Source organism: Pseudomonas haemolytica (assembly GCF_009659625.1).
In the GTDB taxonomy this organism is placed as follows: domain Bacteria; phylum Pseudomonadota; class Gammaproteobacteria; order Pseudomonadales; family Pseudomonadaceae; genus Aquipseudomonas; species Aquipseudomonas haemolytica.
The window spans coordinates 26,786-53,617 of sequence record NZ_VOIW01000006.1 but is presented as its reverse complement, the minus strand read 5'-3'; the positions used below and the strand labels follow the sequence as shown (position 1 = coordinate 53,617).

19 protein-coding genes are annotated in these 26,832 nt (G+C 60.8%); 10 read left to right on the top strand and 9 right to left on the bottom strand.

All coding sequences use genetic code 11. From position 1 onward, the window contains the following. Positions 1-2: 2 nt before the first annotated feature. The 4 genes from FRT59_RS19565 to FRT59_RS19550 all read right to left on the bottom strand — a co-directional run bounded on the left by FRT59_RS19565 (position 3) and on the right by FRT59_RS19550 (position 4,804). Complete coding sequence (locus FRT59_RS19565) at positions 3-893, bottom strand: carbohydrate ABC transporter permease (RefSeq protein ID WP_034119401.1); 891 nt, start codon at positions 891-893, stop codon at positions 3-5. 150 nt (positions 894-1,043) lie between these two features. Then, positions 1,044-2,354 carry an ABC transporter substrate-binding protein gene (locus FRT59_RS19560; protein WP_153839930.1) on the bottom strand — a complete coding sequence of 437 codons (1,311 nt, stop codon included), beginning with the start codon at positions 2,352-2,354 and terminating at the stop codon, positions 1,044-1,046. A 182-nt stretch (positions 2,355-2,536) separates the two neighbouring features. Then, a complete protein-coding gene (locus tag FRT59_RS19555) occupies positions 2,537-3,442 on the bottom strand; it encodes an AraC family transcriptional regulator (protein ID WP_153872099.1) in 906 nt (301 codons plus the stop codon). A gap of 72 nt (positions 3,443-3,514) precedes the next feature. Beyond that, complete coding sequence (locus FRT59_RS19550) at positions 3,515-4,804, bottom strand: glycosyltransferase (RefSeq protein ID WP_153872098.1); 1,290 nt, start codon at positions 4,802-4,804, stop codon at positions 3,515-3,517. A gap of 159 nt (positions 4,805-4,963) precedes the next feature. On the opposite strand from FRT59_RS19550, the gene tpx reads away from it, so the two are divergent. From tpx to FRT59_RS19510, 8 genes are all read left to right on the top strand, one after another. Then, positions 4,964-5,464 (top strand): thiol peroxidase, encoded by a 501-nt coding sequence (gene tpx / locus FRT59_RS19545; protein ID WP_034119405.1) that lies wholly within the window; start codon positions 4,964-4,966, stop codon positions 5,462-5,464. Between the two features lie 231 nt (positions 5,465-5,695). Next, entirely contained in the window at positions 5,696-6,994 is a 1,299-nt protein-coding gene (locus FRT59_RS19540; protein ID WP_153872097.1) for an MdtA/MuxA family multidrug efflux RND transporter periplasmic adaptor subunit, read from the top strand. Continuing rightward, on the top strand, positions 6,991-10,092 hold the full coding sequence (locus tag FRT59_RS19535) for an MdtB/MuxB family multidrug efflux RND transporter permease subunit (RefSeq protein ID WP_153872096.1): 3,102 nt from the start codon (positions 6,991-6,993) through the stop codon (positions 10,090-10,092). Before FRT59_RS19540 ends, FRT59_RS19535 begins: the two co-directional genes overlap by 4 nt. Continuing rightward, positions 10,089-13,196: an efflux RND transporter permease subunit gene (locus FRT59_RS19530; protein ID WP_034119408.1), complete on the top strand. Its 3,108-nt coding sequence runs from the start codon at positions 10,089-10,091 to the stop codon at positions 13,194-13,196. The genes FRT59_RS19535 and FRT59_RS19530 overlap by 4 nt, the downstream gene beginning before the upstream one ends. Continuing rightward, complete coding sequence (locus FRT59_RS19525; protein WP_153872095.1) at positions 13,193-14,734, top strand: efflux transporter outer membrane subunit; 1,542 nt, start codon at positions 13,193-13,195, stop codon at positions 14,732-14,734. Before FRT59_RS19530 ends, FRT59_RS19525 begins: the two co-directional genes overlap by 4 nt. A gap of 186 nt (positions 14,735-14,920) precedes the next feature. After that, positions 14,921-16,990, top strand: a complete 2,070-nt coding sequence (locus tag FRT59_RS19520) for a putative bifunctional diguanylate cyclase/phosphodiesterase (RefSeq protein ID WP_153872094.1) — start codon at positions 14,921-14,923, stop codon at positions 16,988-16,990. A 113-nt stretch (positions 16,991-17,103) separates the two neighbouring features. Next, the gene (locus FRT59_RS19515; protein ID WP_153872093.1) at positions 17,104-18,165 is read left to right on the top strand and encodes a Kelch repeat-containing protein; all 1,062 of its coding nucleotides are present in this window, start codon (positions 17,104-17,106) and stop codon (positions 18,163-18,165) included. Positions 18,166-18,247: 82 nt separating this feature from the next. Further along, positions 18,248-18,994: an SDR family oxidoreductase gene (locus tag FRT59_RS19510; protein ID WP_034119410.1), complete on the top strand. Its 747-nt coding sequence runs from the start codon at positions 18,248-18,250 to the stop codon at positions 18,992-18,994. 26 nt (positions 18,995-19,020) lie between these two features. Here the strand turns inward: FRT59_RS19510 and mapR are convergent, their stop codons facing one another. The 3 genes from mapR to FRT59_RS19495 form a co-directional block, all read right to left on the bottom strand. Continuing rightward, positions 19,021-20,430, bottom strand: a complete 1,410-nt coding sequence (mapR, locus tag FRT59_RS19505) for a GntR family transcriptional regulator MpaR (protein WP_153839924.1) — start codon at positions 20,428-20,430, stop codon at positions 19,021-19,023. A gap of 157 nt (positions 20,431-20,587) precedes the next feature. Next, complete coding sequence (ccoG, locus tag FRT59_RS19500; protein ID WP_153839923.1) at positions 20,588-21,997, bottom strand: cytochrome c oxidase accessory protein CcoG; 1,410 nt, start codon at positions 21,995-21,997, stop codon at positions 20,588-20,590. 184 nt (positions 21,998-22,181) lie between these two features. Next, positions 22,182-22,421: a DUF3203 family protein gene (locus tag FRT59_RS19495; RefSeq protein WP_153872092.1), complete on the bottom strand. Its 240-nt coding sequence runs from the start codon at positions 22,419-22,421 to the stop codon at positions 22,182-22,184. 119 nt (positions 22,422-22,540) lie between these two features. On the opposite strand from FRT59_RS19495, the gene FRT59_RS19490 reads away from it, so the two are divergent. After that, entirely contained in the window at positions 22,541-23,035 is a 495-nt protein-coding gene (locus tag FRT59_RS19490) for an MgtC/SapB family protein (protein WP_034119414.1), read from the top strand. A 6-nt stretch (positions 23,036-23,041) separates the two neighbouring features. Here the strand turns inward: FRT59_RS19490 and FRT59_RS19485 are convergent, their stop codons facing one another. Together FRT59_RS19485 and FRT59_RS27020 are read right to left on the bottom strand one after the other, a co-directional pair. Beyond that, a complete protein-coding gene (locus FRT59_RS19485) occupies positions 23,042-24,286 on the bottom strand; it encodes a M10 family metallopeptidase C-terminal domain-containing protein (RefSeq protein ID WP_153872091.1) in 1,245 nt (414 codons plus the stop codon). A 184-nt stretch (positions 24,287-24,470) separates the two neighbouring features. Beyond that, complete coding sequence (locus FRT59_RS27020) at positions 24,471-24,629, bottom strand: hypothetical protein (RefSeq protein ID WP_167524297.1); 159 nt, start codon at positions 24,627-24,629, stop codon at positions 24,471-24,473. A gap of 204 nt (positions 24,630-24,833) precedes the next feature. On the opposite strand from FRT59_RS27020, the gene FRT59_RS19480 reads away from it, so the two are divergent. Next, positions 24,834-26,822, top strand: coding sequence for an alpha-1,4-glucan--maltose-1-phosphate maltosyltransferase (locus FRT59_RS19480; RefSeq protein WP_153872090.1), 1,989 nt, complete (start codon positions 24,834-24,836; stop codon positions 26,820-26,822). Positions 26,823-26,832 lie beyond the last annotated feature (10 nt).

The following is a 26,832-nucleotide window of genomic DNA, read 5'->3' as shown; positions in this document are numbered from 1 at the left end:
CCTCAAGGCTTGTCAGTCAGGTTTTTGCCGATCATCCGCACCAGGATGATCGCCGCGATATTGGCGATGACCACGGCAATCAAGCCGCCGGCCGAAGCCATGCCCACGTCGAACTGCACCAGCGCCTGGTTGTAGATCAGGTAGGCGAGGTTGGTCGAGGCGTAGCCCGGCCCACCGTTGGTGGTGGTGAAGATCTCCGCGAACACCGAGAGCAGGAAGATGGTTTCGATCATCACCACCACGGCAATCGGGCGGGCCAGGTGGGGCAGGGTCAGGTGCCAGAAGATCGCAATGGCACCGGCACCGTCCAGGCGTGCGGCTTCCTTTTGTTCCTGGTCCAGGGACTGCATGGCAGTCATCAGCAGCAGGATCGCGAAGGGCAGCCATTGCCACGAGACAATGATGATGATCGACAGCAGCGGGTAATGCGCGAGCCAGTCCACCGGCTCGGCACCGAAGAACTTCCACACGGCGGCGAGAATCCCCGACACCGGGTGGAAAATCAGGTTCTTCCAGATCAGTGCGCCGACGGTGGGCATGATGAAAAATGGCGAAATCAGCATCACCCGTACGAGGCCACGCCCCAGGAATTCACTGGCCTCCAGCAAGGCACTGATCAACACGCCGAACACCACGCTGATCAGCAATACGCTGCCCACCAGCAACAGGGTATTGGCGGCGCCGGGCAGGAAGCCCGAATCGGTGATGAAGTAAGTGAAGTTCTCCAGCCCCACGAATTGGTTTTCGCCCGGGTAGAGCAGGTTGTAGCGGATCAGCGAAAAGTACAGGGTCATGCCCAGCGGCACGATCATCCACAGCAGCAACAAGGCCACCGAGGGGCTGACGAGGAACCAGCCGGGGTTGGCCAGGCGGTTTTTGGCGGGTGTATTCATTAGGATCAAGACCAGTCGGATACGAATCGGAGCGCGGTCAATGTGGGGGGGGCTTGCTCCCGATAGCGGTGTATCAGCCACACAGTCATCAACTGGTAGATAGCTATCGGGAGCAAGCCCCCTCCCACCTTTGACGGTGGTGTGGCTGGGTTATTTGGGGTAACCAGCCCGCTTCATTTCACGCTCGGTGGTGGTCTGCGCGGCGGTCAATGCGGCATCGACCGTCTGCTGGCCGGTCAGCGCGCCGGAGAAGAACTTGCCGACCTGGGTACCAATCGCCTGGAACTCAGGAATGGTCACCAACTGGATACCGATATACGGCACCGGTTTCTCGGTGGGCTTGGTCGGGTCCGCCACTTTCAGCGATTCCAGTGTCACCTTGGCGAACGGTGCGGCCTTTATGTACTCGTCGCTGTAGGTGGATTTACGCGTACCGGGCGGCACATTGGCGATGCCATCGGTTTTGGCCACAAGCTGGCCGTATTCCTTGGAAGTCGCCCAACTGGTGAACACCTTGGCGGCGTCCTTGGCCTTGGAACTGGTCGGGATCGCCAGGGACCAGGAATACAACCACGAAGTGCCCTTGTCGGTCTTCTCGTGCGGCGCGAAGGTAAAGCCGACATGCTCGGACACCTTGCTCTGGCTCTTGTCGGTAACAAACGAACCGGCCACGCTGGCATCTACCCAGATCGCGCACTTGCCGCTGTTGAACAGCGCGAGGTTTTCGTTGAAGCCGTTGCTGGACGCACCCGGCGGGCCGGATTTCTTCATGTTGTCGACGTAGAAGTTCAGCGCGTCCTTCCACTCGGGACCGTTGAATTGCGGCTGCCACTTCTCATCGAACCAGCGCGCACCGTAGCCGTTGGCCAGGGTGGTGATCAGCGCCATGTTCTCACCCCAACCGGCTTTGCCGCGCAGGCACAGGCCGTATTGCTCTTTGGATTTGTCGGTGAGCTTGGCCGCGTATTCGCCGATCTGGGTCCAGGTCGGGTGCTCGGGCATGCTCAGCCCGGCGTCCTTGAACAGGTCGGTGCGGTAATAGGTGATGGAGCTTTCGGCATAGAACGGCAGGGCGTACAGCGAGCCCTTGACCGACAAACCGTCACGCACCGAAGGGAACACATCGTCGAGGTCGTAGGAAGCCGGCAAATCTTTCATCGGCTCCAGCCACCCCTTGGCGCCCCAGAGTGCGGCTTCGTACATGCCGATGGTCAACACATCGAACTGCCCGCCCTGGGTGGCGATGTCGGTAGTCAGGCGTTGGCGCAGTACGTTTTCTTCAAGCACCACCCAATTGAGCTTGATGTCCGGGTGCTCGGCCTCGAAGGTTTTCGAGAGCTTCTGCATGCGGATCATGTCGCTGTTGTTGACGGTGGCAATGGTCAGGGTTTGCGCGCCAAAGCTGACGGCGCTGAGGGTCATACACGTAGAGGCAAGCAGAGCTTTTGCTGTGAACTTCATCGCGCACTCCATTTCCGCGCCCAGGGGGCTACGGAATGACAGTTATTGTTGTTGTGTCTTCCTACAGGTAGCCAGGAAGAGTGTGCGTTGATTACAGCCTTGAATCGGGGGTTGTGACAAATCCTTGGGCGCACTTGCACTGATACTTTTTTGCACTCTGCGTGAAAGTGGCTGGAACGATTTCAAGCGAGGTTCTGCTCAGTAAGCCGCTGCACGGCCAAGCGCCGGTAGTGGGAAGGGGTCATGCCTTTAAGCTGCTGAAAACGCCGGTTGAAGTTGGAAATGTTGTTGAAGCCCGATTCAAAACACACATCCGTCACGGCCTTATCGCCATCGGCCAGCAACTCGCAGGACTTGCTGATGCGCAGGCGATTGACGAATTCAATAAAGGTGCGCCCGGTGGCCTGCTTGAATACCCGGGAAAAGTATGTCGGCTTCATGCCTAGGTATTGCGCGACTTCCTCCAGCGGCAACTCCCGGGCGTAGTGGGCAAAGATGTAGTCCACTGCGCGGTTGGTGCGGTCGATGCTGTGTTCGTCGGCGAATTGTGGCGTGGTCACGCCGGACAGCAGTTGGTAGTCCTCGCAGGCGCTCAACACCTCCAGCAGGATAAAGAAGTGCCCCAGGCGTGCCATGCCTCGGGCGTCTTCGATGCGTTGCATCAGGGTCATGGCCTGGGCGATGGTCTTTTTGCAGCGGAATTCGATGCCGTACTGCGCGCGCTCCAGCAACGGTGCCAGGCTCTTGAGTTCGGCAAACGTGTGGCTGCCTTGCTCGAACAACTCATCGGTGAAGTTCACCAGCATGTCGCGCTTGGGCACCACTTCGTCTTCCTCCACCTGGCTGATCCAGTTGTGGGGCAGGTTGGGGCCGGTGAGGAACAGGCTTTCGGGGTAGAAGTTGCCGATGTAATCGCCGATAAACACCTTGCCCGAGCTGGCGACGATCAGGTGCAGCTCGTATTCCTTGTGGAAATGCCAGCGCACCAGCGGGCAGGGGAAGCCATGCTGGCGATAGATGATGGATAGACCGTTGTGATCATCCATCAGCTCGTAGGAAGGGTCGGTTATGCGCGTTGCTCGGGTCATGCTGCCGTCGCTTTATTGTGGTTGCTGCGTAGGATAATGCCCCCTCGCGCACGACCTCGCCAGCACCGGGGTTTATACGTTGCGGTTTTTTGCCTCGATCCACTGGGACATGTATTGCGTACTTTTATGCGCGTGATGGCGCAGCATGCTGCCGGTGAAGTTATCCCGGCGATGGGCGGCGAGGTTGCGACGGCACTGCTCCAGGCACTCCACCAGTGCTGGCCCGTGAAGGTTCTGGTCATAGCGCCGGGCCAGGAGCTGGCGCCCGTGTTCCTGGGCCTGGGTCCAGCGCTCGCGGTCCTGGTAGAGGGCGACGGCAGCGGCGGCCAGGGCCGGGGCATCGTGTTCGATCACACCGGCCCAGGGCTGGTCATCACCCATGGCCTCGGCACCGATGGGCGTGGTGACACTGGGCGTGCCGCACAGCATTGCATCGACCAACTTGCCCTTGATCCCCGCGCCAAAGCGCAGCGGCGCCAGGCAGATGCGCGCCGCCGTCATCACTTGCAGCGCATCTTCGGCCCAGTTCATCACATGAAAACCCTGGGCCGGGTTGTGCAGGGCGGTGGCCTTGGGCGGGGTGTAGGCCCCGTAGATATGCAACTGGGCGCCCGGCAGTTGCAGGCGGATCAGCGGCCACAGGCTGTTCTTCATCCATAGCACCGCATCCCAGTTGGGTGCGTGGCGGAAGTTGCCGATGCTGATGAAGTGCGCACGGTCTTCAAAGGGCGCAAAAGCGCTGGTGGGCGGCTGCAACATCAGCGGGCACCCGTGCAGCAGCGCGGCGGGCACTTTGAATTGCTCGGTGAGCAAGCGGATTTCCACGTCGGAGATCATCAGGCTGATGTCACAGCGGTAAATCGCGGCGATTTCGCGCTTGGCCAGGTCGGTGTCGGCCATGCGTTGGAATTCTTCCTCCAGCGACGGGGCGAATAGCGCGCTGAAGTCGTCGCTGTCAGGCCGGGCTTTCAGATGCTCCTTGAAACGCTGATGGCGTGCGTCTCGCAGGCTTTGCAGGTCGGAGGTCTCCAGCACGCGCAGGGCGTCGGGGCAGCATTTCTCCACGCGCCAGCCGAATTGCTCCTCCATCATGAAACGGTCGAACAGCACGATATCCGGGGCCAGTTCGCGGATAAAGTCGTCGAAGCTGCTGTTATTCAGTTCAATGGCGCATTCCGCGATCCCGAGCGCGGGCAAGTCTGCCTTGTGCTCGCCGATGGTGGCAGGGCTGCTGAACGTAATGTCCCAACCTTGCGTAAGAAAACTCTCGAGAATTTGCATCATGTGCCCGCCTGCGGCTGAGGAGCGGGGTTCCGGCCAGACGTAACCAATGACCAAGACTTTGGTGGCGGGCTGATTCATCGACAACGGTTTCCTTGAAGGGCAGGCGAAAAACGCGCAATTAAACCACAACCAAGTGGCGTGACAATTTGTGTCTGGCGGTAGGTAGCCACCGTACTTTGTGGTTAACTTCGGCCTCTCGAATTCGTTTAACCAAAACCCAGCATAAGGATTCCGTTCATGGCTCAAGTCACCCTTAAAGGCAACCCGGTCCAGGTTGAAGGCGAATTGCCGAAAGTCGGCGCCAAAGCCGCAGACTTCACCCTGACCGCCGGCGACCTGTCCAACGCCACCCTGGCCACGTTTGCCGGCAAGCGCAAAGTGCTGAACATCTTCCCAAGCGTTGATACCCCAACCTGCGCGACTTCGGTGCGCAAGTTCAACGCCCAGGCCAACGATGTAGCCAACACCGTGGTGCTGTGCATCTCCACCGACCTGCCATTCGCTCAGGCGCGTTTCTGCGGCTCCGAAGGCCTGGAAAACGTGAAGAACCTGTCGGATTTCCGTGATTCGGATTTCGCCGTTGACTACGGTGTGGCGATTGCCGACGGCCCGCTCAAAGGCCTGACCGCTCGCGCTGTCGTGGTGCTGGACGAAAACGACAACGTGCTGCATAGCGAACTGGTCAAGGAAATCGCCGAAGAACCCAACTACGAAGCAGCCCTGGCTGTTCTGAAGTAACTTTTTCTGCGCATGACTGTCGTGTGGCAGTAACACGCGTGATGCATGCTTGCGGCCTGGCCTAGTCCAGGCCGTTTTTATTTGAGCGTCAGCGGCTTAGGCAGATAGCGCAGCCCCTAAGGTCAGAAGTTAAAAGTTGTAAGTCCAAGGTAAATAGCCGGTAAAGGTGCTTTTCTTAACGCCCCCCAGTGCTTATCTTTCAGCCTCCCAAAGAAGAAGCTCTCGCGCCCAATGGTTGATCACTCCATGCAATCCTCCCCCCGCAACTCTCGCCGCTGGCTGTTTGGCCTGCTTGTGCTGCTGGTTATCGCCGGCCTGTGCTGGAAATTCTGGCCCAGCGGCGCGGCCCATAAAGATGCCCCGGCCGGGCACACCGGTAAAACCGGCATGGCGCGCCCGGGCTTCGGCGGTTCCACCGGCCCGGTACCGGTGCGTGTGGCGCCAGCGGTGCTGGGTGAGTTCCCGGTGTACTACAAGGCCCTGGGCACGGTCACTGCGCTCAATACCATCAATGTGCGCAGCCGGGTGGGCGGTGAGCTGATGAAGATCGCCTTCGAAGAGGGGCAGATGGTCAAGGCCGGCGACCTGCTGGCGGAAATCGACCCGCGCAGCTACCAGAACGCCTTGCTCCAGGCCCAGGGCACGTTGCTACAGAACCAGGCCCAACTGAAAAACGCCCAGGTCGACGTCGAGCGTTATCGCGGTCTGTACGCCCAGGACAGTATCGCCAAACAAACCCTGGACACCGCCGAAGCGCTGGTCTTGCAGTATCAGGGCACGGTCAAGACCAACCAGGGCGCAGTGGACGACGCCAAACTCAACCTCGAATTCACCAAGATCCGCGCACCGATCAGCGGCCGCGTCGGCTTGCGCCAGCTTGACGTCGGCAACCTGGTCGCCGCCAACGACACTACTGCCCTGGCGGTGATCACCCAGACCCAGCCGATCAGCGTGGCCTTCACCCTGCCGGAAAACACCCTGGAAACCGTGTTGGCCCGTTACCACGCCGGCAACAAGCTGCCGGTGGAAGCCTGGGACCGTGGCGACACGAAAAAGCAGGCAGTCGGCGTGCTGCAAAGCCTGGACAACCAGATCGACGTCACTACCGGCACCCTGAAATTCAAGGCGCGCTTCGATAACAAGGACCAGGCGCTGTTCCCCAACCAGTTCGTCAATGTGCACTTGCTCGCCGACACGCTGCATAACGTGGTGCTGGCACCGTCCGCAGCGATCCAGTTCGGCAATAACGGCACCTTTGTCTACAAGCTCGAGGGTGACAACAAGGTCAAGGTCCAGCCTTTGGTGGTCGGTGACACCGATGGCGACAACACCGTGATCAAGGAGGGCCTGGTCGCAGGCGACCGTGTGGTGCTGGAAGGCACTGACCGCCTCAAGGACGGCAGCGAAATCGAAGTGGTCAACGCCAGCAGCGAAGTGCCGACCACGCCAACCGAACACCTGCAAGGCAAGCCTGCGGCAAAAGGGGAGACCGGCGCTGACGCCGGCAAGGCGCAAAAGGTCGGTTCATGAACCTGTCGCGCCTGTTTATCCTTCGCCCGGTCGCCACCACGCTGAGCATGCTGGCCATTGTCCTGGCCGGGATCATCTCGTATCGCTTGTTACCGGTGTCGGCCTTGCCCCAGGTAGACTACCCGACCATCCGGGTGATGACCCTGTACCCCGGCGCCAGCCCCGATGTGATGACCAGCGCGGTCACCGCACCCCTTGAGCGCCAGTTCGGGCAGATGCCCGGGCTGACCCAGATGGCGTCCACCAGTTCTGGCGGCGCGTCGGTGCTGACCCTGCGTTTCAACCTCGACATCAATATGGATGTCGCCGAACAACAGGTGCAGGCCGCGATCAACGCCGCCACCAACCTGTTGCCCAAGGATTTGCCGGCGCCGCCGGTGTACAACAAGGTCAACCCGGCGGATACCCCGGTGCTGACCCTGGCGATTACCTCCAAGACCATGCTGTTGCCCAAGCTCAATGACCTGGTCGATACGCGCATGGCGCAGAAAATCGCGCAGATCAGCGGCGTCGGCATGGTCAGCATCGCCGGTGGCCAGCGCCAGGCCGTGCGCATCAAGGTCAACCCCGAGGCCCTGGCGGCCAATGGCTTGAACCTGTCGGACGTGCGCACCCTGATCGCCGCCTCCAACGTCAACCAGCCCAAGGGCAACTTCGACGGCCCCACCCGCGTGTCGATGCTCGATGCCAACGACCAGTTGGTCTCGCCCGAGCAATATGCCGAACTGATCCTCGCCTACAACAATGGCGCACCGCTGCGCCTCAAGGATGTGGCGCAGATCGTCGACGGCGCCGAAAACGAACGCCTCGCCGCCTGGGCCAATGAAAACCAGGCCGTGCTGCTCAATATCCAGCGCCAGCCGGGCGCCAACGTGATCGAGGTGGTTGACCGCATCAAGGCGCTGCTGCCGAGTATCACCGACAACCTGCCGGCCGGCCTCGACGTTACCGTGCTCACCGACCGCACCCAGACCATCCGCGCCTCGGTGAAGGACGTGCAGCACGAACTGCTGATCGCTATTGCCCTGGTGGTGATGGTGACGTTCCTGTTCCTGCGCCGGGTCAGCGCCACGATCATTCCGTCCATCGCCGTGCCGCTGTCCCTGGTGGGCACCTTTGGCGTGATGTACCTGGCGGGGTTCTCCATCAATAACCTGACGCTGATGGCCCTGACCATCGCCACCGGGTTCGTGGTGGATGACGCCATTGTCATGCTGGAGAACATCTCCCGCTATATCGAAGAGGGCGAGACGCCGATGGCGGCGGCGCTCAAGGGCGCCAAGCAGATTGGCTTTACCCTGGTGTCCCTGACCCTGTCGCTGATCGCGGTGTTGATCCCGCTGCTGTTCATGGCCGATGTGGTCGGGCGGCTGTTCCGCGAGTTTGCCATTACCCTGGCGGTGGCGATCCTGATTTCCCTGGTGGTGTCCCTGACCCTGACGCCGATGATGTGCGCGCGCCTGCTCAAGCGTGAACCCAAGGAGGAAGAACAGGGGCGTTTCTACAAGGCCAGCGGTGCCTGGATCGATTGGCTGATCGAAGCCTACGGGCGCAAGTTGCAGTGGGTGCTCAAGCACCAGCCGCTGACCCTGCTGGTGGCCATCGCCACCCTGGGCCTCACGGTGGTGTTGTACCTGGTGGTGCCCAAGGGCTTTTTCCCGGTGCAGGACACTGGGGTGATCCAGGGGATTTCCGAGGCGCCGCAGTCGATTTCCTTTGCGGCCATGAGCCAGCGCCAGCAAGAGCTGGCGAAGATCATCCTGGCTGATCCAGCGGTGCAAAGCCTGTCGTCCTATATTGGCGTGGATGGCGATAACGCCACGCTCAACAGCGGCCGCTTGCTGATCAACCTCAAGCCCCACGGCCAGCGCGACTTGAGTGCAGCCCAGGTGATCACCCGGTTGCAGCCGCAAATCGACACGCTGGTGGGCATCCGCCTGTTCATGCAGCCGGTGCAGGACCTCACCATCGAAGACCGTGTCAGCCGTACCCAGTACCAGTTCAGCATGTCGTCCCCGGACGCCGAATTACTGGCGCTGTGGAGCGGCAAGCTGGTGCACGCCCTCAGCCAATTGCCGGAACTCACCGACGTCGCCAGCGACCTGCAGGACAAGGGCCTGCAGGTGTACCTGGTAATCGACCGCGACGCGGCCTCGCGCCTGGGCGTGAGTGTCTCGACCATCACCGACGCGCTGTATGACGCTTTCGGCCAGCGGCAGATTTCCACCATCTACACCCAGGCCAGCCAATATCGCGTGGTGTTGCAGGCCCAGTCCGGCGAAACCCTCGGCCCGGCCGCCCTCAACCAGATCCATGTGAAGACCACCGACGGCGGCCAGGTACGGCTGTCGAGTCTGGCGCATGTGGAGCAGCGCCAGGCGCAATTGGCGATTGCCCATATCGGCCAGTTCCCGGCGGTGATGATGTCGTTCAACCTGGCCCCCGGCGTTGCCCTGGGCAAAGGCGTGGAGCTGATCAACCAGACCCAGAAGGACATCGGCATGCCGGTGGGCGTGCAAACCCAGTTCCAGGGTGCGGCCCAGGCGTTCGAAGCTTCGCTGTCGAGCACCTTGCTGCTGGTCCTGGCGGCGGTGGTCACCATGTACATCGTGCTCGGCGTGCTCTACGAGAGCTATATCCACCCGATCACCATCCTCTCGACCTTGCCGTCGGCGGCGGTGGGGGCCTTGCTCGCGTTGCTGCTCAGCGGCAATGACCTGGGCATGATCGCGATCATCGGCATCATCCTGCTGATCGGTATCGTGAAAAAGAACGCGATCATGATGATCGACTTCGCCCTCGACGCTGAGCGCAACCAGGGCCTGGACCCGCAGACGGCGATCTACCAGGCGGCGCTGTTGCGCTTCCGACCGATCCTGATGACCACCCTGGCCGCGTTGTTCGGTGCGGTACCGCTGATGCTCGCCACCGGTTCCGGTGCGGAGCTGCGCCAGCCGCTGGGTTTGGTGATGGTGGGCGGTTTGCTGGTGAGCCAGGTGTTGACGCTGTTCACCACGCCGGTGATCTACCTGTATTTCGACCGTCTTGGCCGTCGCTGGCGCAAAGAGCCGCAACGCCTGGAGCCGGTTGAGCCATGAACCTGTCCGGACCTTTCATTCGCCGGCCGGTAGCCACCATGCTGCTGAGCCTGGCGATCATGTTGCTCGGTGGCGTCAGCTTCAACCTGTTGCCGGTGTCACCGCTGCCGCAGATCGACTTTCCGGTGATCGTCGTGTCGGCCAGCTTGCCCGGCGCCAGCCCCGAGGTGATGGCGTCTACCGTCGCCACGCCGCTGGAGCGCTCGTTCGGCGCGATTGCCGGCATCACCACCATGAGCAGTTCGTCGAGCCAGGGCTCCACGCGAGTGATCCTCGCGTTTGATTCCGACCGCGATATCAACGGCGCGGCGCGGGAAGTGCAGGCAGCCATCAATGCTTCGCGCAACCTGCTGCCCAGCGGCATGCGCAGCATGCCCACCTACAAGAAGATCAACCCGTCCCAGGCACCGATCATGGTGCTGGCGCTGACCTCCGACGTGCTGCAGAAAGGCCAGCTGTACGACCTGGCCTCGACCATCCTGTCCCAGAGCCTGTCCCAGGTGCCGGGTGTGGGCGAAGTGCAGATCGGCGGCAGCTCCTTGCCGGCGGTGCGCATCGAGCTGGAGCCCAAGGCCCTCGACCAGTACGGCGTAGCCCTGGACGATGTGCGCAACACTATCGCCAATGCCAACCAGCGTCGGCCCAAGGGTTCGCTGGAAGACGGCGAGCGCAACTGGCAGATCCAGGCCAACGACCAACTGGAAAAAGCCAAGGACTATGAGCCGCTGTTGATCCGCTACCAGGACGGCGCGGCCCTGCGCCTGGGGGATGTGGCGAAGATCACGGATGGCGTGGAAGACCGCTACAACAGCGGTTTCTTCAACAATGAATCGGCGGTGTTGCTGGTGATCAACCGCCAGTCCGGCGCCAACATCATCGAGACGGTCAGGCAGATCAAGGCCCAGTTGCCGGCGTTGCAGGCGGTGCTGCCGTCCAGCGTCAAGCTCAGCCTGGCGATGGACCGTTCACCGGTGATCACCGCGACCCTGCATGAAGCGGAAATGACCTTGCTGATTGCCGTGGGCCTGGTAATCCTGGTGGTGTACCTGTTCCTGGGCAACTTCCGCGCTTCGCTGATCCCGACCCTGGCGGTGCCGGTGTCGCTGGTGGGCACCTTTGCGGTGATGTACCTGTACGGTTTTTCGCTGAACAACTTTTCGCTGATGGCGCTGATCCTGGCCACCGGGCTGGTGGTGGACGATGCCATCGTGGTGCTGGAGAACATTTCCCGGCACATCGACGACGGCGTGCCGCCGATGAAGGCTGCGTACCTGGGCGCCCAGGAAGTCGGCTTCACCTTGCTGTCGATGAACGTGTCGCTGGTTGCGGTGTTCCTGTCCATCCTGTTTATGGGCGGGATTGTCACCAACCTGTTCCGCGAGTTTTCCATCACCTTGTCAGCGGCGATCATCGTCTCGCTGATCGTCTCGCTGACCCTGACGCCGATGCTCTGCGCCCGCTGGCTCAAGCCCCATGACAAAAACAGGCAGACCGGGTTGCAACGCTGGAGCCAGAAGATCAACGACCGTATGGTCGCCGGCTACGCCACCAGCCTGGACTGGGTGTTGCGCCATCGGCGCCTGACCCTGCTCAGCCTGTTGCTGACCATCGGCTTGAACGTGGCGTTGTACGTGGTGGTGCCAAAAACCTTCATGCCGCAGCAGGACACCGGCCAGTTGATCGGTTTTGTCCGCGGCGACGATGGCCTGTCGTTCAGCGTGATGCAGCCGAAGATGGAAATCTTCCGCCAGGCGGTGCTCAAGGACCCGGCGGTGCTCAGTGTGGCCGGCTTTATCGGCGGCAACCAAGGCACTAACAACGCGGTGATGCTGGTGCGCCTCAAGCCGATCAGCGAACGCAAGATCTCTGCCCAGGCGGTGATCGAACGGCTGCGCAAGGACGTGCCGCTGGTACCGGGCGGTCGGCTGTTTCTGATGGCCGACCAGGACCTGCAGTTTGGTGGCAGCCGCGACGCAACCAGCGCGCAGTACTCCTACATCCTGCAAAGCGGTGATTTGGCCGCGTTGCGCCTGTGGTACCCGAAAGTCGTCGCGGCCTTGCGTGAGTTGCCGGAACTGACCGCCATCGACGCCCGCGAAGGCCGCGGTGCAGCCCAGGTCACGCTGATCGTCGACCGTGATCAGGCCAAGCGCCTGGGTATCGATATGGACATGGTCACTTCGGTGCTCAACAACGCCTACAGCCAGCGGCAGATTTCCACCATTTACGACAGCCTCAATCAGTACCAGGTGGTGATGGAGGTCAACCCCAAATATGCCCAGGACCCGATCACCCTCAACCAGATGCAGGTGATCACCGCCGATGGCGCGCGGGTGCCGTTGTCGACCATTGCCCATTATGAAAACAGCCTGGCAGACGACCGCGTCAGCCATGAAGGCCAGTTCGCCTCAGAAGACATCGCCTTCGACATGGCACCTGGCGTCACGGTGGAGCAGGGCACCGCAGCCATCGAGCGAGCGATCGCCAAGGTGGGCTTGCCCGAAGATGTGATCGCCAAGATGGCCGGCACCGCCGATGCCTTTGCGGCCACGCAGAAGGGCCAGCCGTTCATGATCCTTGGCGCATTGGTCGCGGTGTACCTGGTGCTTGGCATCTTGTATGAAAGCTATATCCATCCGCTGACGATCCTTTCCACGCTGCCCTCGGCCGGGGTTGGCGCCATGCTTGCGATCTACCTGACGGGGGGCGAGTTCAGCCTGATCTCTCTGCTGGGCCTGTTCCTGCTGATCGGGGTGGTGAAGAAGAACGCGATCCTGATGATCGACCTGGCCTTGCAGCTGGAGCGTAACGATGGCATGGGGCCTCTGGAATCGATCCGCAGTGCCTGCCTGTTGCGTCTGCGGCCGATTTTGATGACCACCCTGGCCGCGATCCTCGGCGCCTTGCCCTTGCTGCTCGGCACTGGCGATGGCGCGGAAATGCGTCATCCCCTGGGCCTGACCATCATCGGCGGCCTGATTTTCAGCCAGGTCCTGACCCTTTACACCACCCCGGTGGTTTACCTTTATCTCGACCGCGCACGCCATCGCTTCAATGCCTGGCGCGGCGTGCGTACCGATGCTGCCCTGGACACTGCGCTATGACCGATGCAACTAACGTCCCTGCGACCCCTGTAGGAGCGAGCTTGCTCGCGAACAACGCCCATACGCCGCGTTCATCCAGAAGGAACGCGTTATCGTTGACGGCCTTGGCGAGCAAGCTCGCTCCTACAGTGGGCCTGGCCATGCTGCTCAGCGCCTGCGCCATCGGTCCTGACTACCAGCGCCCGGAGGTCATCGAGCCGGTGCAGTTCAAGGAAGCCCAGGGCTGGCGTCAGGCCAATCCCAGTGACTCTTTGGCCCGTGGCGCCTGGTGGGAGCTGTATGGCGACCGCCAATTGAATGACCTGGTGGTGCGCCTCAACACGTCCAACCAGACCGTCGCCCAGGCCGAAGCGCGTTTTCGCCAGGCCCAGGCCCTGATGCGTAGTTCACGCGGGGCGTTTTACCCCAGCGTCGACCTGAGCGTCGGCAAAACCCGTGCCAGCCAGGGCACCGGCAGCAGCAGTGCCAGCCTCAGCAGCTCCAGCAGCGGTATTCGCGACACCCTCAATGCGCAGTTGGGTGTGAGCTGGGAAGCCGATATCTGGGGCAAGTTACGCCGTGGCCTGGAGGCGAACGAAGCCAGTGCCGAAGCCAGTTCGGCCGACCTGGCCGCGATGCGCCTGAGCCAGCAGTCGGAGCTGGTGCAAAGCTACCTGCAACTGCGCGTCATGGACGAGCAGACGCGCCTGTTGCAGGCCACGCTGGACACCTACCAGCGCTCGTTGAAAATGACCGAAAACCAATACCGCGCCGGTGTGGCCGGCAAGGACGCCATCGCTCAGGCGCAAACCCAGCTCAAGACCACCCAGGCCAGCCTGATCGATCTGATCTGGCAGCGTGCCCAGCTGGAAAACGCCATCGCGGTATTGATCGGTGAAGCCCCGGCCAACTTCAATCTGGCCGTGAGCAAAGAGATCCCGGCGCTGCCGCAGATTCCGGTGAGCCTGCCCTCGCAATTGCTCGAGCGTCGCCCCGATATCGCTTCGGCCGAACGTTCGGTGATCGCCGCCAACGCCAATATCGGCGTCGCCAAGGCGGCCTACTACCCGGACCTCAGCCTGAGCATGCAGGGCGGCTATTCCAGTAGCACCTATGAGGATTGGATCAGCCTGCCTAACCGCTTTTGGTCGGTTGGGCCGAAACTGGCAATGACCCTGTTTGATGGCGGCCAGCGCTCGGCGGAAGTTGATCGCACCGTGGCCAGCTATGACGAGACCGTGGCCAAGTACCGCCAGACGGTGCTGGATGGGTTCCGCGAAGTGGAAAACTACATGGTCCAGCTCAAGGTTCTGGCGGACGAAGCGGTGGTGAGCAATGAAGCACTGGAGTCAGCGCGGGAGTCGTTGCGCCTGACCGAGAACCAGTACAAGGCGGGGTTGATTGCCTACCTGGACGTGGTCACTGTGCAGGCAACGGCCTTGAGTAACGAACGCACGGTGTTGACCTTGTTGCAGTCGCGGTTGGTGGCGAGTGTGCAGTTGATTGCGGCATTGGGGGGAGGCTGGGATGGTCAGACTTCTCTGGCTGAGAAGGAGTGACCCGGCCTCCCACATTTGGATCTCCTCGGGGGCCAGAAAAGCCTCATGAGGCCATCCGATTGACGCCAAAAAATCACTAATGGCCTTCTGATAATTAATCAACTGCCCCAGATTTTTTCTCGCTACAATCGCCCGCTTTGCCACCCCGGCACGGGCTTTTACGCCTTGTAGCCTGCGAGAAGTCCCATGCTGATCGGTAGCTATTCCACCTCCCTTGTCGTGATTTCCCTGTGCGTCGCCATCCTCGCGTCCTACACCGCGTTGGACTTGGCCGGGCGCATTGCTACGGCCAAGGGGCGTGCGGTTTATCTATGGATCAGCGGCGGCGCATTGGCGATGGGCGTAGGCGTCTGGTCCATGCACTTTATCGGCATGTTGGCCCTGCGCCTGCCGTTCGCACTTGGGTTTGACCTGGGCATCACTGCGCTGTCGCTGTTGATCGCGGTGTTATCCAGTGGCTTCGCCTTATGGCTGGTCAGTCAGCCACGCCTGCCGGCCTGGCAACTGGCATTCGGTGCGCTGGTGATGGGCGCGGGCATCGCCAGCATGCATTACACCGGCATGGCCGCCATGCGCATGACCCCGGGCATCGACTACGACCCTGCCTTGTTCGGCGCCTCGTTATTGATTGCGGTAGTGGCTTGCGGCGCGGCGCTGTGGATCGCCTTCAACCTGCGCCGCAACACGCCTTACGTGCGTCTGGCGCGGGGCGGGGCGGCAGTGGTGATGGGCGTGGCCATCGTCGGCATGCACTACACCGGGATGGCCGCGGCGCGCTTTGCCGATGACAGCTTTTGCGGTGCTGCACTGACAGGCCTGAGCGGCAAGGGCCTGGATAATCTGGTTTTGGTGACCTCGATGGCGGTACTGGTCATCGCACTGTTGACCTCCTTGCTCGACGCTCGCCTGGACGCGCGCACCGCTGTGCTTGCTGATTCCTTGACCCTGGCCAACCAGGAGCTGACCCACCTGGCCCTGCATGACATGCTCACCGGCCTGCCCAACCGCACGTTGCTGGCTGATCGCATTCAGCAAGCCATCCAGGCGGTGAACGAGCGGGGCGGATGCTTTGCCCTGATGTTTATCGACCTGGATGGCTTCAAACCGGTCAACGATGCCTTTGGTCATCACATGGGCGACCAGTTGCTGCGCGAGGTCGGTCTGCGTCTGCGCGAAGACTTGCGCAGCCAGGACACCCTGGCCCGTATCGGCGGCGACGAGTTTGTGTTGCTGGTGCAACTGACTCAGCCGGACGATGCCATGGGCTTGGCCGAGCGTCAGGTCGGCCTGATCAACCGCACCTTCCAGGTGGCTGAGCATGAGCTGAAAATCTCCGCCAGCATTGGTATCGCCATGTTCCCGGGCAATGGCAGCACCCCCCAGGACCTGTTGATGAACGCCGACGCGGCGATGTACCACGCCAAAGGCATGGGCAAGAACGGCTACGGTTTCTTCGATGTGTCGATGAACACCAACGCACGCAAACAATTGCAGCTGTTGCAGGACCTGCGCAATGCCCTTGAGTACGGGCAGTTTCGCTTGTATTACCAACCCAAGTTCGATGCCGTCAGCGGTATTGCGGTGGGCGCCGAGGCGTTGCTGCGCTGGGAGCATCCGCAGCAGGGCTTGCTGCTGCCGGCCACGTTTATTGCACTGGCGGAGAAAACCGGGCTGATCATTCCCATCGGCGAATGGGTACTCAATGAAGCCTGCCGCCAGATGAGCCTGTGGTACGCCCAGGGCTATGAAAACTGGCGCATTGCCGTAAACCTGTCGGCGTTGCAGTTTTGCCATGCAGGGTTGGTCAACAGCGTAGCGGCCGCCTTGGAGCGTCACCAATTACCGGCCAACAGCCTGACCCTGGAAATCACCGAAACCACCGCCATGAGCGATGCCGACGCAAGCATGACGGTATTGCAGCAGCTCTCGGACATGGGCGTGGACCTGTCCATCGATGACTTTGGCACCGGCTACTCCAGCCTGATGTACCTCAAGCGCCTGCCGGCCAACGAGCTGAAGATCGACCGCGGTTTTGTCCGCGATCTGGAGCACGACAGCGACGACGCCGCCATCGTTTCAGCCATTGTGGCCCTCGGTCAGGCCTTGGGTTTGCGGATTGTGGCCGAAGGTGTGGAAACCGATGCGCAGCAGAATTTCCTCACCCGCCTGGGGTGCGACTCCCTTCAGGGTTACCTGCTCGGCCACCCACTTCCTGCTGATCAATTCATCGCCGATATTCGAAAGGCGACGGATTGAGCGGTGTTCTGCGCGCCATCTGTCTTGCCAGTACCTGTTAACTCCGACAGTAGCCACCGTGTGTTCCGGGGCCTAGATTAGGCCTCTACGCTAACAGCGCGAGCGCCTAAGTGATGAACGCGAATCTTGCTGGTGAGTTTAAAGACACTGGGTCAATGCTTGAGTCTCGATACTTTCATTGTGCGGTGACTACAGAGCTGGGTGTTTTAGTGATTGCGGGGGCCAGTGGTATTGAACTCTACAATCCACTGTCGGGAGAGTGGTCTGCGCGAGCCCTGATGCCGGTGGCTCGCAATACGTGTGGTGCGGTGCTTCTGCCGTCCGGTGTGGTCTTGGTTGCTGGCGGCAATGATGCCGTCAACGCGCTCAGAGATACTCAGTTGTATGACGTTGTAGCGGATTGCTGGAGAGCGGCGGCCCCGTTGCATACGCCCCGTTTCAGCCACACCACAACCTTACTTGAATCAGGAAGGGTGTTAGTCGTCGGCGGAAATAACCTGGGGCCTGCAGGTGGGCAGGTACAGGACAGCGTTGAGCTATATGACCCGATTGGCGACCTCTGGCACCGTCAGGGCTGGCTTCCCGTTGACGCCATGAACCACACGGCCACGCTATTGCCGGACACGAACGTTTTGGTGGTCGGCGGCTTCTCCGGCAGGCAAAACGCGGCGTTGGCCAATGCCTTCATTTATGACGCTGCGACCGGGCAGTGGGCTGCAGTTCGGCCAATGCCCAGGTCACTGATGCAGCATACCGCTACCTTGCTGCTCGATGGTCGGGTGTTGGTGGCCGGTGGTGCGAGCGAGCCTTTCGGTCCGGCGCAAAGTCGCGCCTGCATTTATGATCCGACGTCAGACAGCTGGGAGCTGTCTGAAATGTGCGTTCCCCGTAAGGGCCACAGCGCGACACGGTTGGCGACAGGCCAGGTGCTGGTGGTCGGTGACAGTGCTATGTCCAACCCTGGAAACGCCCGGACCGCGGAGTTGTATGATCCTCTGTCCGGTCAGTGGGCACTGACTGCGCAAATGCCGTATGGGCGTTTCGGGCATAGTGCGTCGTGCCTGCCTACAGGGGAGGTGTTGGTGGCGGGCGGGGCACGGCCGGTTTCCCACCCGGCTCCGGTCTCCTCGACAGAGATTTATACGCTCGCGCAGGCCAACTGCCAGCGCGGCTGACCTGGGTCGGTGTAAAACCTTCCCATTGAAGGTATTCTTGGATCCAACCCTAAACATCAGGTTGAATCAGGAGACCGCAGCCATGGACAAAGTCGTCGTCATCACCGGAGGCAGCCGTGGGATTGGCGCCGAGACGGCATTGCTGGCCGCTCGCGAGGGTTATCGCATCTGCATTAACTACCAGTCCGACGAACACGCCGCCCATGGCGTGCTTGAACAAGTGCGCGGCTTGGGCGCCCAGGCCATTGCCGTCCGCGCCGATGTGAGCAGCGAAGATGAAGTGATCGCCTTGTTCAATCGCGTGGATGCCGAACTGGGCCGTGTCACGGCGCTGGTCAATAACGCTGGCACCGTTGGGCATAAGTCGCGGGTCGACGAGATGTCCGAGTTCCGTATCCTGAAAATCCTGAAGACCAATGTGCTGGGCCCGATCCTGTGCGCCAAGCATGCGGTGCTGCGCATGTCGCCCCGGCATGGCGGGCAGGGTGGCAGTATCGTCAACGTGTCATCGGTGGCGGCGCGCCTGGGATCGCCGGGTGAGTATGTCGACTATGCCGCCTCGAAGGGTGCGCTGGATACCTTCACTATCGGCCTGTCGAAAGAGGTCGCGGGTGAAGGCATTCGTGTCAACGCGGTACGCCCCGGCTATATCTTTACTGATTTCCACGCCCTGAGCGGTGACCCTGACCGGGTCAGCAAGCTGGAGTCCGGCATCCCCATGGCCCGTGGCGGACGCCCGGATGAGGTGGCAGAGGCGATTATCTGGTTGCTGTCGGACAAAGCATCGTACGCAACCGGAACCTTTGTGGATCTGGGCGGAGGGCGCTGAATAGCAACGCCGAAGGCATTGCGCCGTCAAAAAGATCGCACGATCCGCCCCAACGTCTCCATGGCCTTTTCCGACGCCTCCGACCACGGGCTGCCATAGTTCAAGCGAATGCAATTCCTGAACCGCCGGGTGGCGGAAAATATCGGCCCCGGTGCGATGCTGATGCCCTGGGCCAAGGCCATCTGGAACAACTTCAGCGAGTCGGTCTGCTCCGGCAGTTCCAGCCAAAGGAAGTACCCGCCTGCCGGCTGGCTGACCCGTGTCTGGGCTGGGAAGTAACGGGCGATGGCCGCCAGCATGGCGCTTTGCTGTTCTTCCAGGGCATAGCGCAGTTTGCGCAGATGCCGGTCATAGCCGCCGTGTTGCAGGTAGTCGGCAATTGCCGCCTGGGCCGGCATCGACGGGCACAATGAGGTCATCAGTTTCAGGCGCTCGACCTTCTGGGCAAAGCGCCCGGCCGCCACCCAACCGACGCGATAACCCGGTGCCAGGCTCTTGGCAAAGGAACCGCAGTGCATCACCAGGCCCTCGGTATCAAAAGCCTTGGCCGGTTTGGGAGCTTGCTGCCCGTAGTACAACTCCGCATAGACGTCATCTTCGATCAGCGGTACCTGATGGCTACGCAGCAGTTCCACCAGCGCCTGTTTTTTTGCTTCCGGCAGTGTGGCGCCCATGGGGTTCTGGAAGCTGGTCATGGTCCAGCAGGCCTTGATCGGGTAGCGCTCCAGACTTTGTGCCAAGGCATTCAGGTCGATGCCATCGCGCGGGTGCACGGGGATTTCCACGGCCTTGAGCTTCAGGCGCTCCAGCACTTGCAGGCAGGCGTAAAACGCCGGTGCCTCGATGGCGACCAGGTCACCCGGTTCGGTCACGGCCTGCAGGCACAGGTTCAGGGCTTCGAGGGCGCCGTTGGTGATCAGCAACTCTTCCATGGGCAGCATCAGACCGCCAACCATATACCGCAGGGCAATCTGCCGGCGCAGTTGCGGGTTGCCCGGTGACATGTCGGTGACGACCAGGCGTGGGTCCATTTCGCGGCTGGCACTGGCCAGGGACCGAGCCAGGCGCGGCAGTGGAAACAACATCGGGCTGGGGAACGCCGAACCGAAGGGCACGGTGTTGGGGTCCTTGATGGAATCCAATACCGAAAACACCAGCTCACTCACGTCCACATCGGTTGACTCATGCACCTGCTCGCTCACCACCGGCTCGGAAAACGGGCTCGGTGCGTGGGTGTTGACGAAGTAGCCGGAACGCGGCCGTGCGCGAATCAACCCACGACGCTCCAGTAAGTAGTAAGCCTGGAACACCGTCGAAGGGCTGACGCCGTAGGTCTGGCTGGCATAGCGTACTGAGGGTACGCGTTCGCCAGGGCCGAGGACGCCGGAGCGGATCAGTTCTGCGATGTCGTCGGCGAATTTTTCGTAGCGTTTCATGGCGGCCTTAAACAGGTTTTTCTGTGTGTACGCTGGGTAAATGTGGGAGCGGGCTTGCTCGCGAAAGCGGTGTGTCAGTGACGCAGATATAACCTGACCCGGCGCTTTCGCGAGCAAGCCCGCTCCCACATTTGATCTCAACCTATCCAGATAGATTTCAGCGATTCAACGGCGCGACAAAACGACTGTCTGCAGCGCTGTAGATCCAGGGTTCATCCACATCCGTGACTTTGAAGCGGATAGTCTGCGAACTGCTCACCGGTTTGTCCGCCAGCAATGCCACCGACACCGGTACATCGACGATTTCCCCTGGCGCCAGGCTGACCTGGGTCTTGCCTTGCAACTGGAAGCCTTCGGCATCCACCAGTTCCAGGCGATAGTCCTGGCGCTGCTGGGTCTTGTTGATGACCTTGAGGCTGTAGATGTTTTCGATCAGGCCCTGGCTGTTCTCGCGGAACATACCACGGTCCTTGGTCACGTCCAGCGACACCATCGGCCGTCCGATCAAGGCCACCACCAACGCGGCGATCATCACTAGCAGCACGGCACTGTAGCCGATCAGGCGTGGCCGTAGCAGGTGAGTTTTGCCGCCTTGCAGTTGGTGTTCACTGGTGTAGCTCACCAGACCACGGGCATAGCCCATTTTGTCCATGATCGAATCGCAGGCGTCGATGCACGCCGCGCACCCGATGCATTCCATTTGCAGGCCGTCGCGGATATCGATGCCGGTGGGGCACACCTGCACGCACAGCTGGCAGTCGATGCAGTCGCCGAGGCCGACATCTGCAGGCTGCACGTCGCGTTTACGCGGGCCACGGCGTTCGCCGCGGGCAGGGTCGTAGGAAATGGTCAGGGTGTCCTTGTCAAACATCACGCTCTGAAACCGTGCGTAAGGGCACATGTGCATGCACACCGCTTCACGCAGCCAGCCGGCATTGATGTAAGTGGCAGCCGTGAAAAACAGCACCCAGAACAGGCTCACACCGCCCATCTGCCAGGTCAGCAATTCGGCGGCGAGCGGGCGGATAGGCGTGAAGTAGCCGACAAATGTCAGCCCCGTCAACACGCTGATACCCAGCCACAACGTATGTTTGGCCGAGCGCCGCGCCAGTTTGCCCAGGCTCCACGGTGCGGCTTGCAGCTTGATGCGTTGGTTGCGTTCGCCCTCGGTGACCTTTTCACACCACATGAACAGCCAGGTGAACGAGCTTTGCGGGCAGGTGTAGCCGCACCATACGCGGCCGGCAAACACCGTGATCGCAAACAGGCCAAAGGCGCAGATGATCAGCAGCGCCGACAGCAGGATGAAGTCCTGGGGCCAGAAGGTGGCGCCGAAGATGTGGAACTTGCTTTCGGCCAGGTCCCACAGCACGGCTTGGCGGCCACCCCAGTTCAGCCACACAGTGCCGAAAAACGCCAGGAACAGCAGGCCGGCACCGCCGACGCGCAGGGTGCGGAATAAGCCGGTGAAACTGCGGGTATGGATCAGGTTGTCGCTGGATTTGGCCTTCACCTTCTTTGGGTGTATGGGCTCAAAGGTTTCCACGGTTGGGATTCGTTCGCTCATGGTCGTTCGCTCATCAGCCTCCATCAGGCCGATGAACTATGGGCGACAGACTGTTTGCATAACAGACTCAGGTGTGACGATAAAAAGCAGATCAGATGGGCGTTGAATATCCATCTGCGTCAATGTGCTGCACCCCGGGGCCGCTGGGGTGCAGGGACTTTCGATGTGTGCTGATACAGATCAACTAAATCAGCGAACCAGGTTCCTCGGCCTTCACATGCTTACGGCCATCAATGGCCCCCACACCCGTCAGGGCGTCCGCCTCGACTTCGGTGATGTAGATGCGCTCGCCGGCCAAGTCGACATAAGACATGGCCTTGCCATCGTCAGTAAGGATTTTTACCTGGGTGGCTGGCAGGCTTTGTTCCTGGCCGTTCTCGTCGAGCTTGAAGTAGCACAAACCATTTTCAATACGTACGGTCATGGCGATCTCCTTCCTATGGGCTATATACCGTTAGGCGACTGCCATGTGGGCGGGTTCCAGGCAACTGACTGGCGGTCTGAACTGTCCATGCTTTATCCATAATAAAAAGGAGTGCGTCCATGGACGCCTGGTGGCAGCAAGTGTGGCAAACCCTGCAAGCCGAATTCGCCGATATCGGCGACGCCCGGCAGCTGACTCAAATAACCGTACGCCTGCTGATCGCCGCGATCCTTGGCGGCATCCTGGGTTTCGAGCGTGAACACAAAGGCAAGGCGGCCGGGGTGCGCACCCATATGCTGGTGGCCTTGGGCGCAGCGCTGTTCGTGTTGGTGCCGCAAATGTCCGGCAACCAGGCGGACGCCATGAGCCGCGTAGTGCAGGGCGTGATTGCAGGGATTGGCTTCCTCGGTGCCGGCACCATCCTCAAGGGCAAAGAGGACGAAGAAGGCCATGTCAAGGGCCTGACCACCGCCGCCGGGTTGTGGATGACCGCTGCCATTGGCGTGGCAGCGGGAATGGGCCGTGAGTCGACGGCGGTACTCAGCACGCTGCTGGCACTCGCGGTGTTCAGCGTGATGCCACGGGTGGTCAAGCTGCTGGAGAAGGGCGAGTGAACAGGCTCAGGTGGTGAGGTTGCTGTACCTCACCTCACCGAAGACTTTCACCACGAAGGGCGGCTCTCCGGGGTTGCCGGCAATCATCACCACGCTTGTATTATTCGCCGGGCTGTAGTGAATCTGCACCTCGCCACTGGCTCCGGAAAAATTCTCTACCAATTTCAATGGCTTGTTGCCAAGTTGGTTTCGAATTGCGGATACAACCAGTTTGTCTTTGTTGTGGTCAAAATCAATCACCTCTTTGGGCGCGTCGAAATTTGACTCGCGGATACTGTGGAAGGTGAAGGTCTGGCCTTCGTCATACCTGGGAATACTGTTGTTTGTATTGCTTGTATTGCTTGTATTGCTGTTGCTGTTGTCCTTGTTGGGTTTGAGATTGTCCGCAGTGGGTGGTGGGCTCTCTGGTTGAGGGGTGGGTTCGCTGACTTCCAGTCCCTTGCCTATATCGAACAGGGCCGAGGCGAGAGGTGTACTTTTGCGTACTCGCTGCTTGGCATATGACTCCTCAATGCGCATCTCACTCTCTATTTGCCTGACCTGGTTGGCACTTTCCTCGGGATCAGAACTGGAAGTGCGATCGCGGATCTCTTGAGGGCTCAGGCCAGGGCTCGGGATATGTGAGGAACGGTCATGAATTGTCTGCAGGCTTGACTGATCTAAACGTGCCTTCACTTCGGTAATCAGTTTGCGCGCTTCATCTGCATTCGGGCCTTGCAGCAATGCCTTGACATTCTCCTTGCTCAACAGGCTACGGATCTCGGCCAACTGCCTGGCGGTCTCCGGCGAGTGTGGCTCGCGCAGCATCTGCGTGATGTTCTCCCGGCTCGTGAGTTCACGAATGCGATTGAGCTTGGGCGTGTCGGCACCAGGTGCGGGCGGCTCTGCGTTCGATGTGGGGGCAGCACCGGGCGTAGCTTGGGTTTGCGGTGCTTTGGGAGCTTCAGCACCGGGAGTCTGCGGTTGTGCGTTTGTGTTAGGGGCAGGGTTGGGCACAGTTGGGGTTTGCGGTGCCTTGGGCGCTTCAGCACCGGGAGCCTGCGGTTGTGCGTTCGTAGCAGGTGCAGGGTTGGGAGGCGTTAAGGTTTGCGGTGCCTTGGGGGCGTCAGAGGGATGTCTGTCGGGCTGTTTCCTGCGCATGATTCCGCTGGGGCCGGCCCTCAATAAATCGTTCAATGCCTGTCGATCAATGGCCAATGGTTGTTGTATGCCGGAAATATTCGAGGTTTGGGGCAGCATTGAGATGGTCATGGAAATTACTCGCTTCAGGGACTGGATAATGTGCGGCCAGCAGGGCGGGTCAGCTCGCGTGAGCTGAATCTATCTTGACCATCGAGCGGGCGATCTCGGCGCTGTCTGTGAAGTAGGTGGGAAATATCGACGGTGCTTGCCCGCGATGATGTTGATCGCGGGCAAGCGTACGCGGGTGGCGGAGTCAGACGATAACGGGTGGCATTGTCGTAGGTGGCTCCTGCACGGGTGGCGGCTCGCTGTCAGGCGGCTCCTGCTCGGGAATGGGTTTCGGTTCGGTGGGTGGCAGTGCCGGGTCGTCGATATTCGGATCTTCGGGTTCAGGTGGTATCGGGATATTCATCGGTGTGGCCTCCTTTGTGCTTGGCTCTATCGGTGGACCCTTGCCTGGGGGAATTGATTCCCCGCCCAGTGGCGGCATATCCACCTGAACTTTTGAACGGCACCCAGGCTCGGACCTTATACGGCCCTGCTCAGGGAGAGCCTCGCCGTCTTTGAATTCGGATCAAGCCAAGAGCGTCCACAGGGCGTAAGGGGAAGATGCTCGATGACTGCTGAAACACTGGTTCCAGAAGACTCCACATTGCCGCTGTCCCAAGCATTGTTGTTACCCAGGATCGCTATCGAAAGCACCATGCCGGTGATCGACAACGGCGAGTTCGCCGTCAAGGCCGTGGTGGGCCAGCGGGTTAATGTCACCAGCAACGTGTTCGCCGACGGCCACGACAAACTGGCAGTACTGATCCGCTGGCGCGTCCGGGAGGATGAAAGCTGGCACAGCGTGGTCATGACCGATGTCGGCAACAATGGCTGGGAGGGTGCGTTCACTGTCGCTCAGCAGGGCCCGCATGAATACTGCATCGAAGCCTGGATCGATACGTTCGCCAGCTTCTGCTACGAGCTGCGCAAGAAACATGAGGCCGGTGTGCCGGTCAGCCTCGAGCTGCAGGAAGGCCGCAGCCTGGTATTGCAGGCCGCCGAACGCAGCGACAACGAGCTGCGCGACCGCTTGATGCTGTTGCACCACGAGCTCTCGGGCCTGCTGGAAACCGAGCAGGTAGCGCTGTTCCTGCACGAAGACAGTGCACACCTGATGACCCAGGCCGATCACCGCGCCTACCTGAGTGTCAGCCCGGTGTACCCGGTTGATGTGGAGCGTGAAGCGGCGCAGTTTGCCAGTTGGTATGAGCTGTTTCCCCGCTCGATTACCGATGATCCGGCGCGCCACGGTACCTTCAACGATGTGCACTCACGCTTGTCGATGATCCATGACATGGGCTTTGACGTGCTGTACTTCCCGCCGATCCATCCCATCGGCCGCAGCCATCGCAAGGGCAAGAACAACTCACTGACTGCCGGCCCCGATGATCCGGGCAGCCCTTATGCCATCGGCAGCGAGGAGGGCGGTCACGAGGCAATCCACCCGCAGTTGGGCAGCCGTGATGATTTCCGCCGCCTGGTACAGGCCGCCGCCGACCATGGCCTGGAAATCGCCCTGGACTTCGCCATCCAGTGTTCCCAGGACCATCCATGGCTCAAGCAACACCCGGGCTGGTTCAACTGGCGCCCGGACGGCACGATCAAATACGCGGAAAACCCGCCGAAAAAGTATCAGGACATCGTCAACGTCGATTTCTACGCGGCGGATGCGATTCCAAGCCTTTGGACCGAGCTGCGCGACATTGTGGTGGGCTGGGTGGAAGAGGGCGTGAAGACCTTTCGCGTCGACAACCCCCACACCAAGCCGCTGCCCTTCTGGCAATGGCTGATCAGCGATGTCAGGGCCAGATATCCTGAGGTGATCTTCCTCGCGGAAGCCTTCACCACCCCGGCCATGATGGCGCGCCTGGGCAAGGTCGGGTATTCCCAGAGCTATACCTACTTTACCTGGCGCAACACCAAGGCTGAGTTGAGCGAATACCTGACGCAGTTGAACCAGTCGCCGTGGCGCGAATGCTACCGACCGAACTTCTTCGTCAATACACCGGACATCAACCCTGGCTTCCTGCACCAGTGCGGGCGCCCCGGCTTCCTGATTCGCGCGGCGCTGGCGACCATGGGCTCGGGCCTGTGGGGCATGTATTCGGGCTTTGAATTGTGCGAAGCGGCGCCGGTACCGGGCAAAGAGGAATACCTGGATTCGGAGAAGTATGAGATCCGTCCACGCGACTTCACTGCGCCCGGCAACATCATTGCCGAGATAGCCCAGCTCAACCGCATCCGGCGGCAGAACCCGGCGCTGCACACGCACCTGGGGCTGAAGCTCTACAACGCCTGGAACGACAACATCCTGTATTTCGGCAAGCGCAGTGAAGATGGCAGCAACTTCATCCTGGTGGCGGTCAACCTCGACCCCTTCAATGCCCAGGAAGCCCATTTCGAGTTGCCATTGTGGGAGATGGGCCTGCCGGACGATGCCCAGACCCAGGGCGAAGACTTGATGAACGGCCACCGCTGGACCTGGCATGGCAAAAACCAGTGGACGCGGCTGGAGCCGCAGATGCCGTTCGGGATCTGGCGCATTACCGTTTCCTAGACAAGTGGAG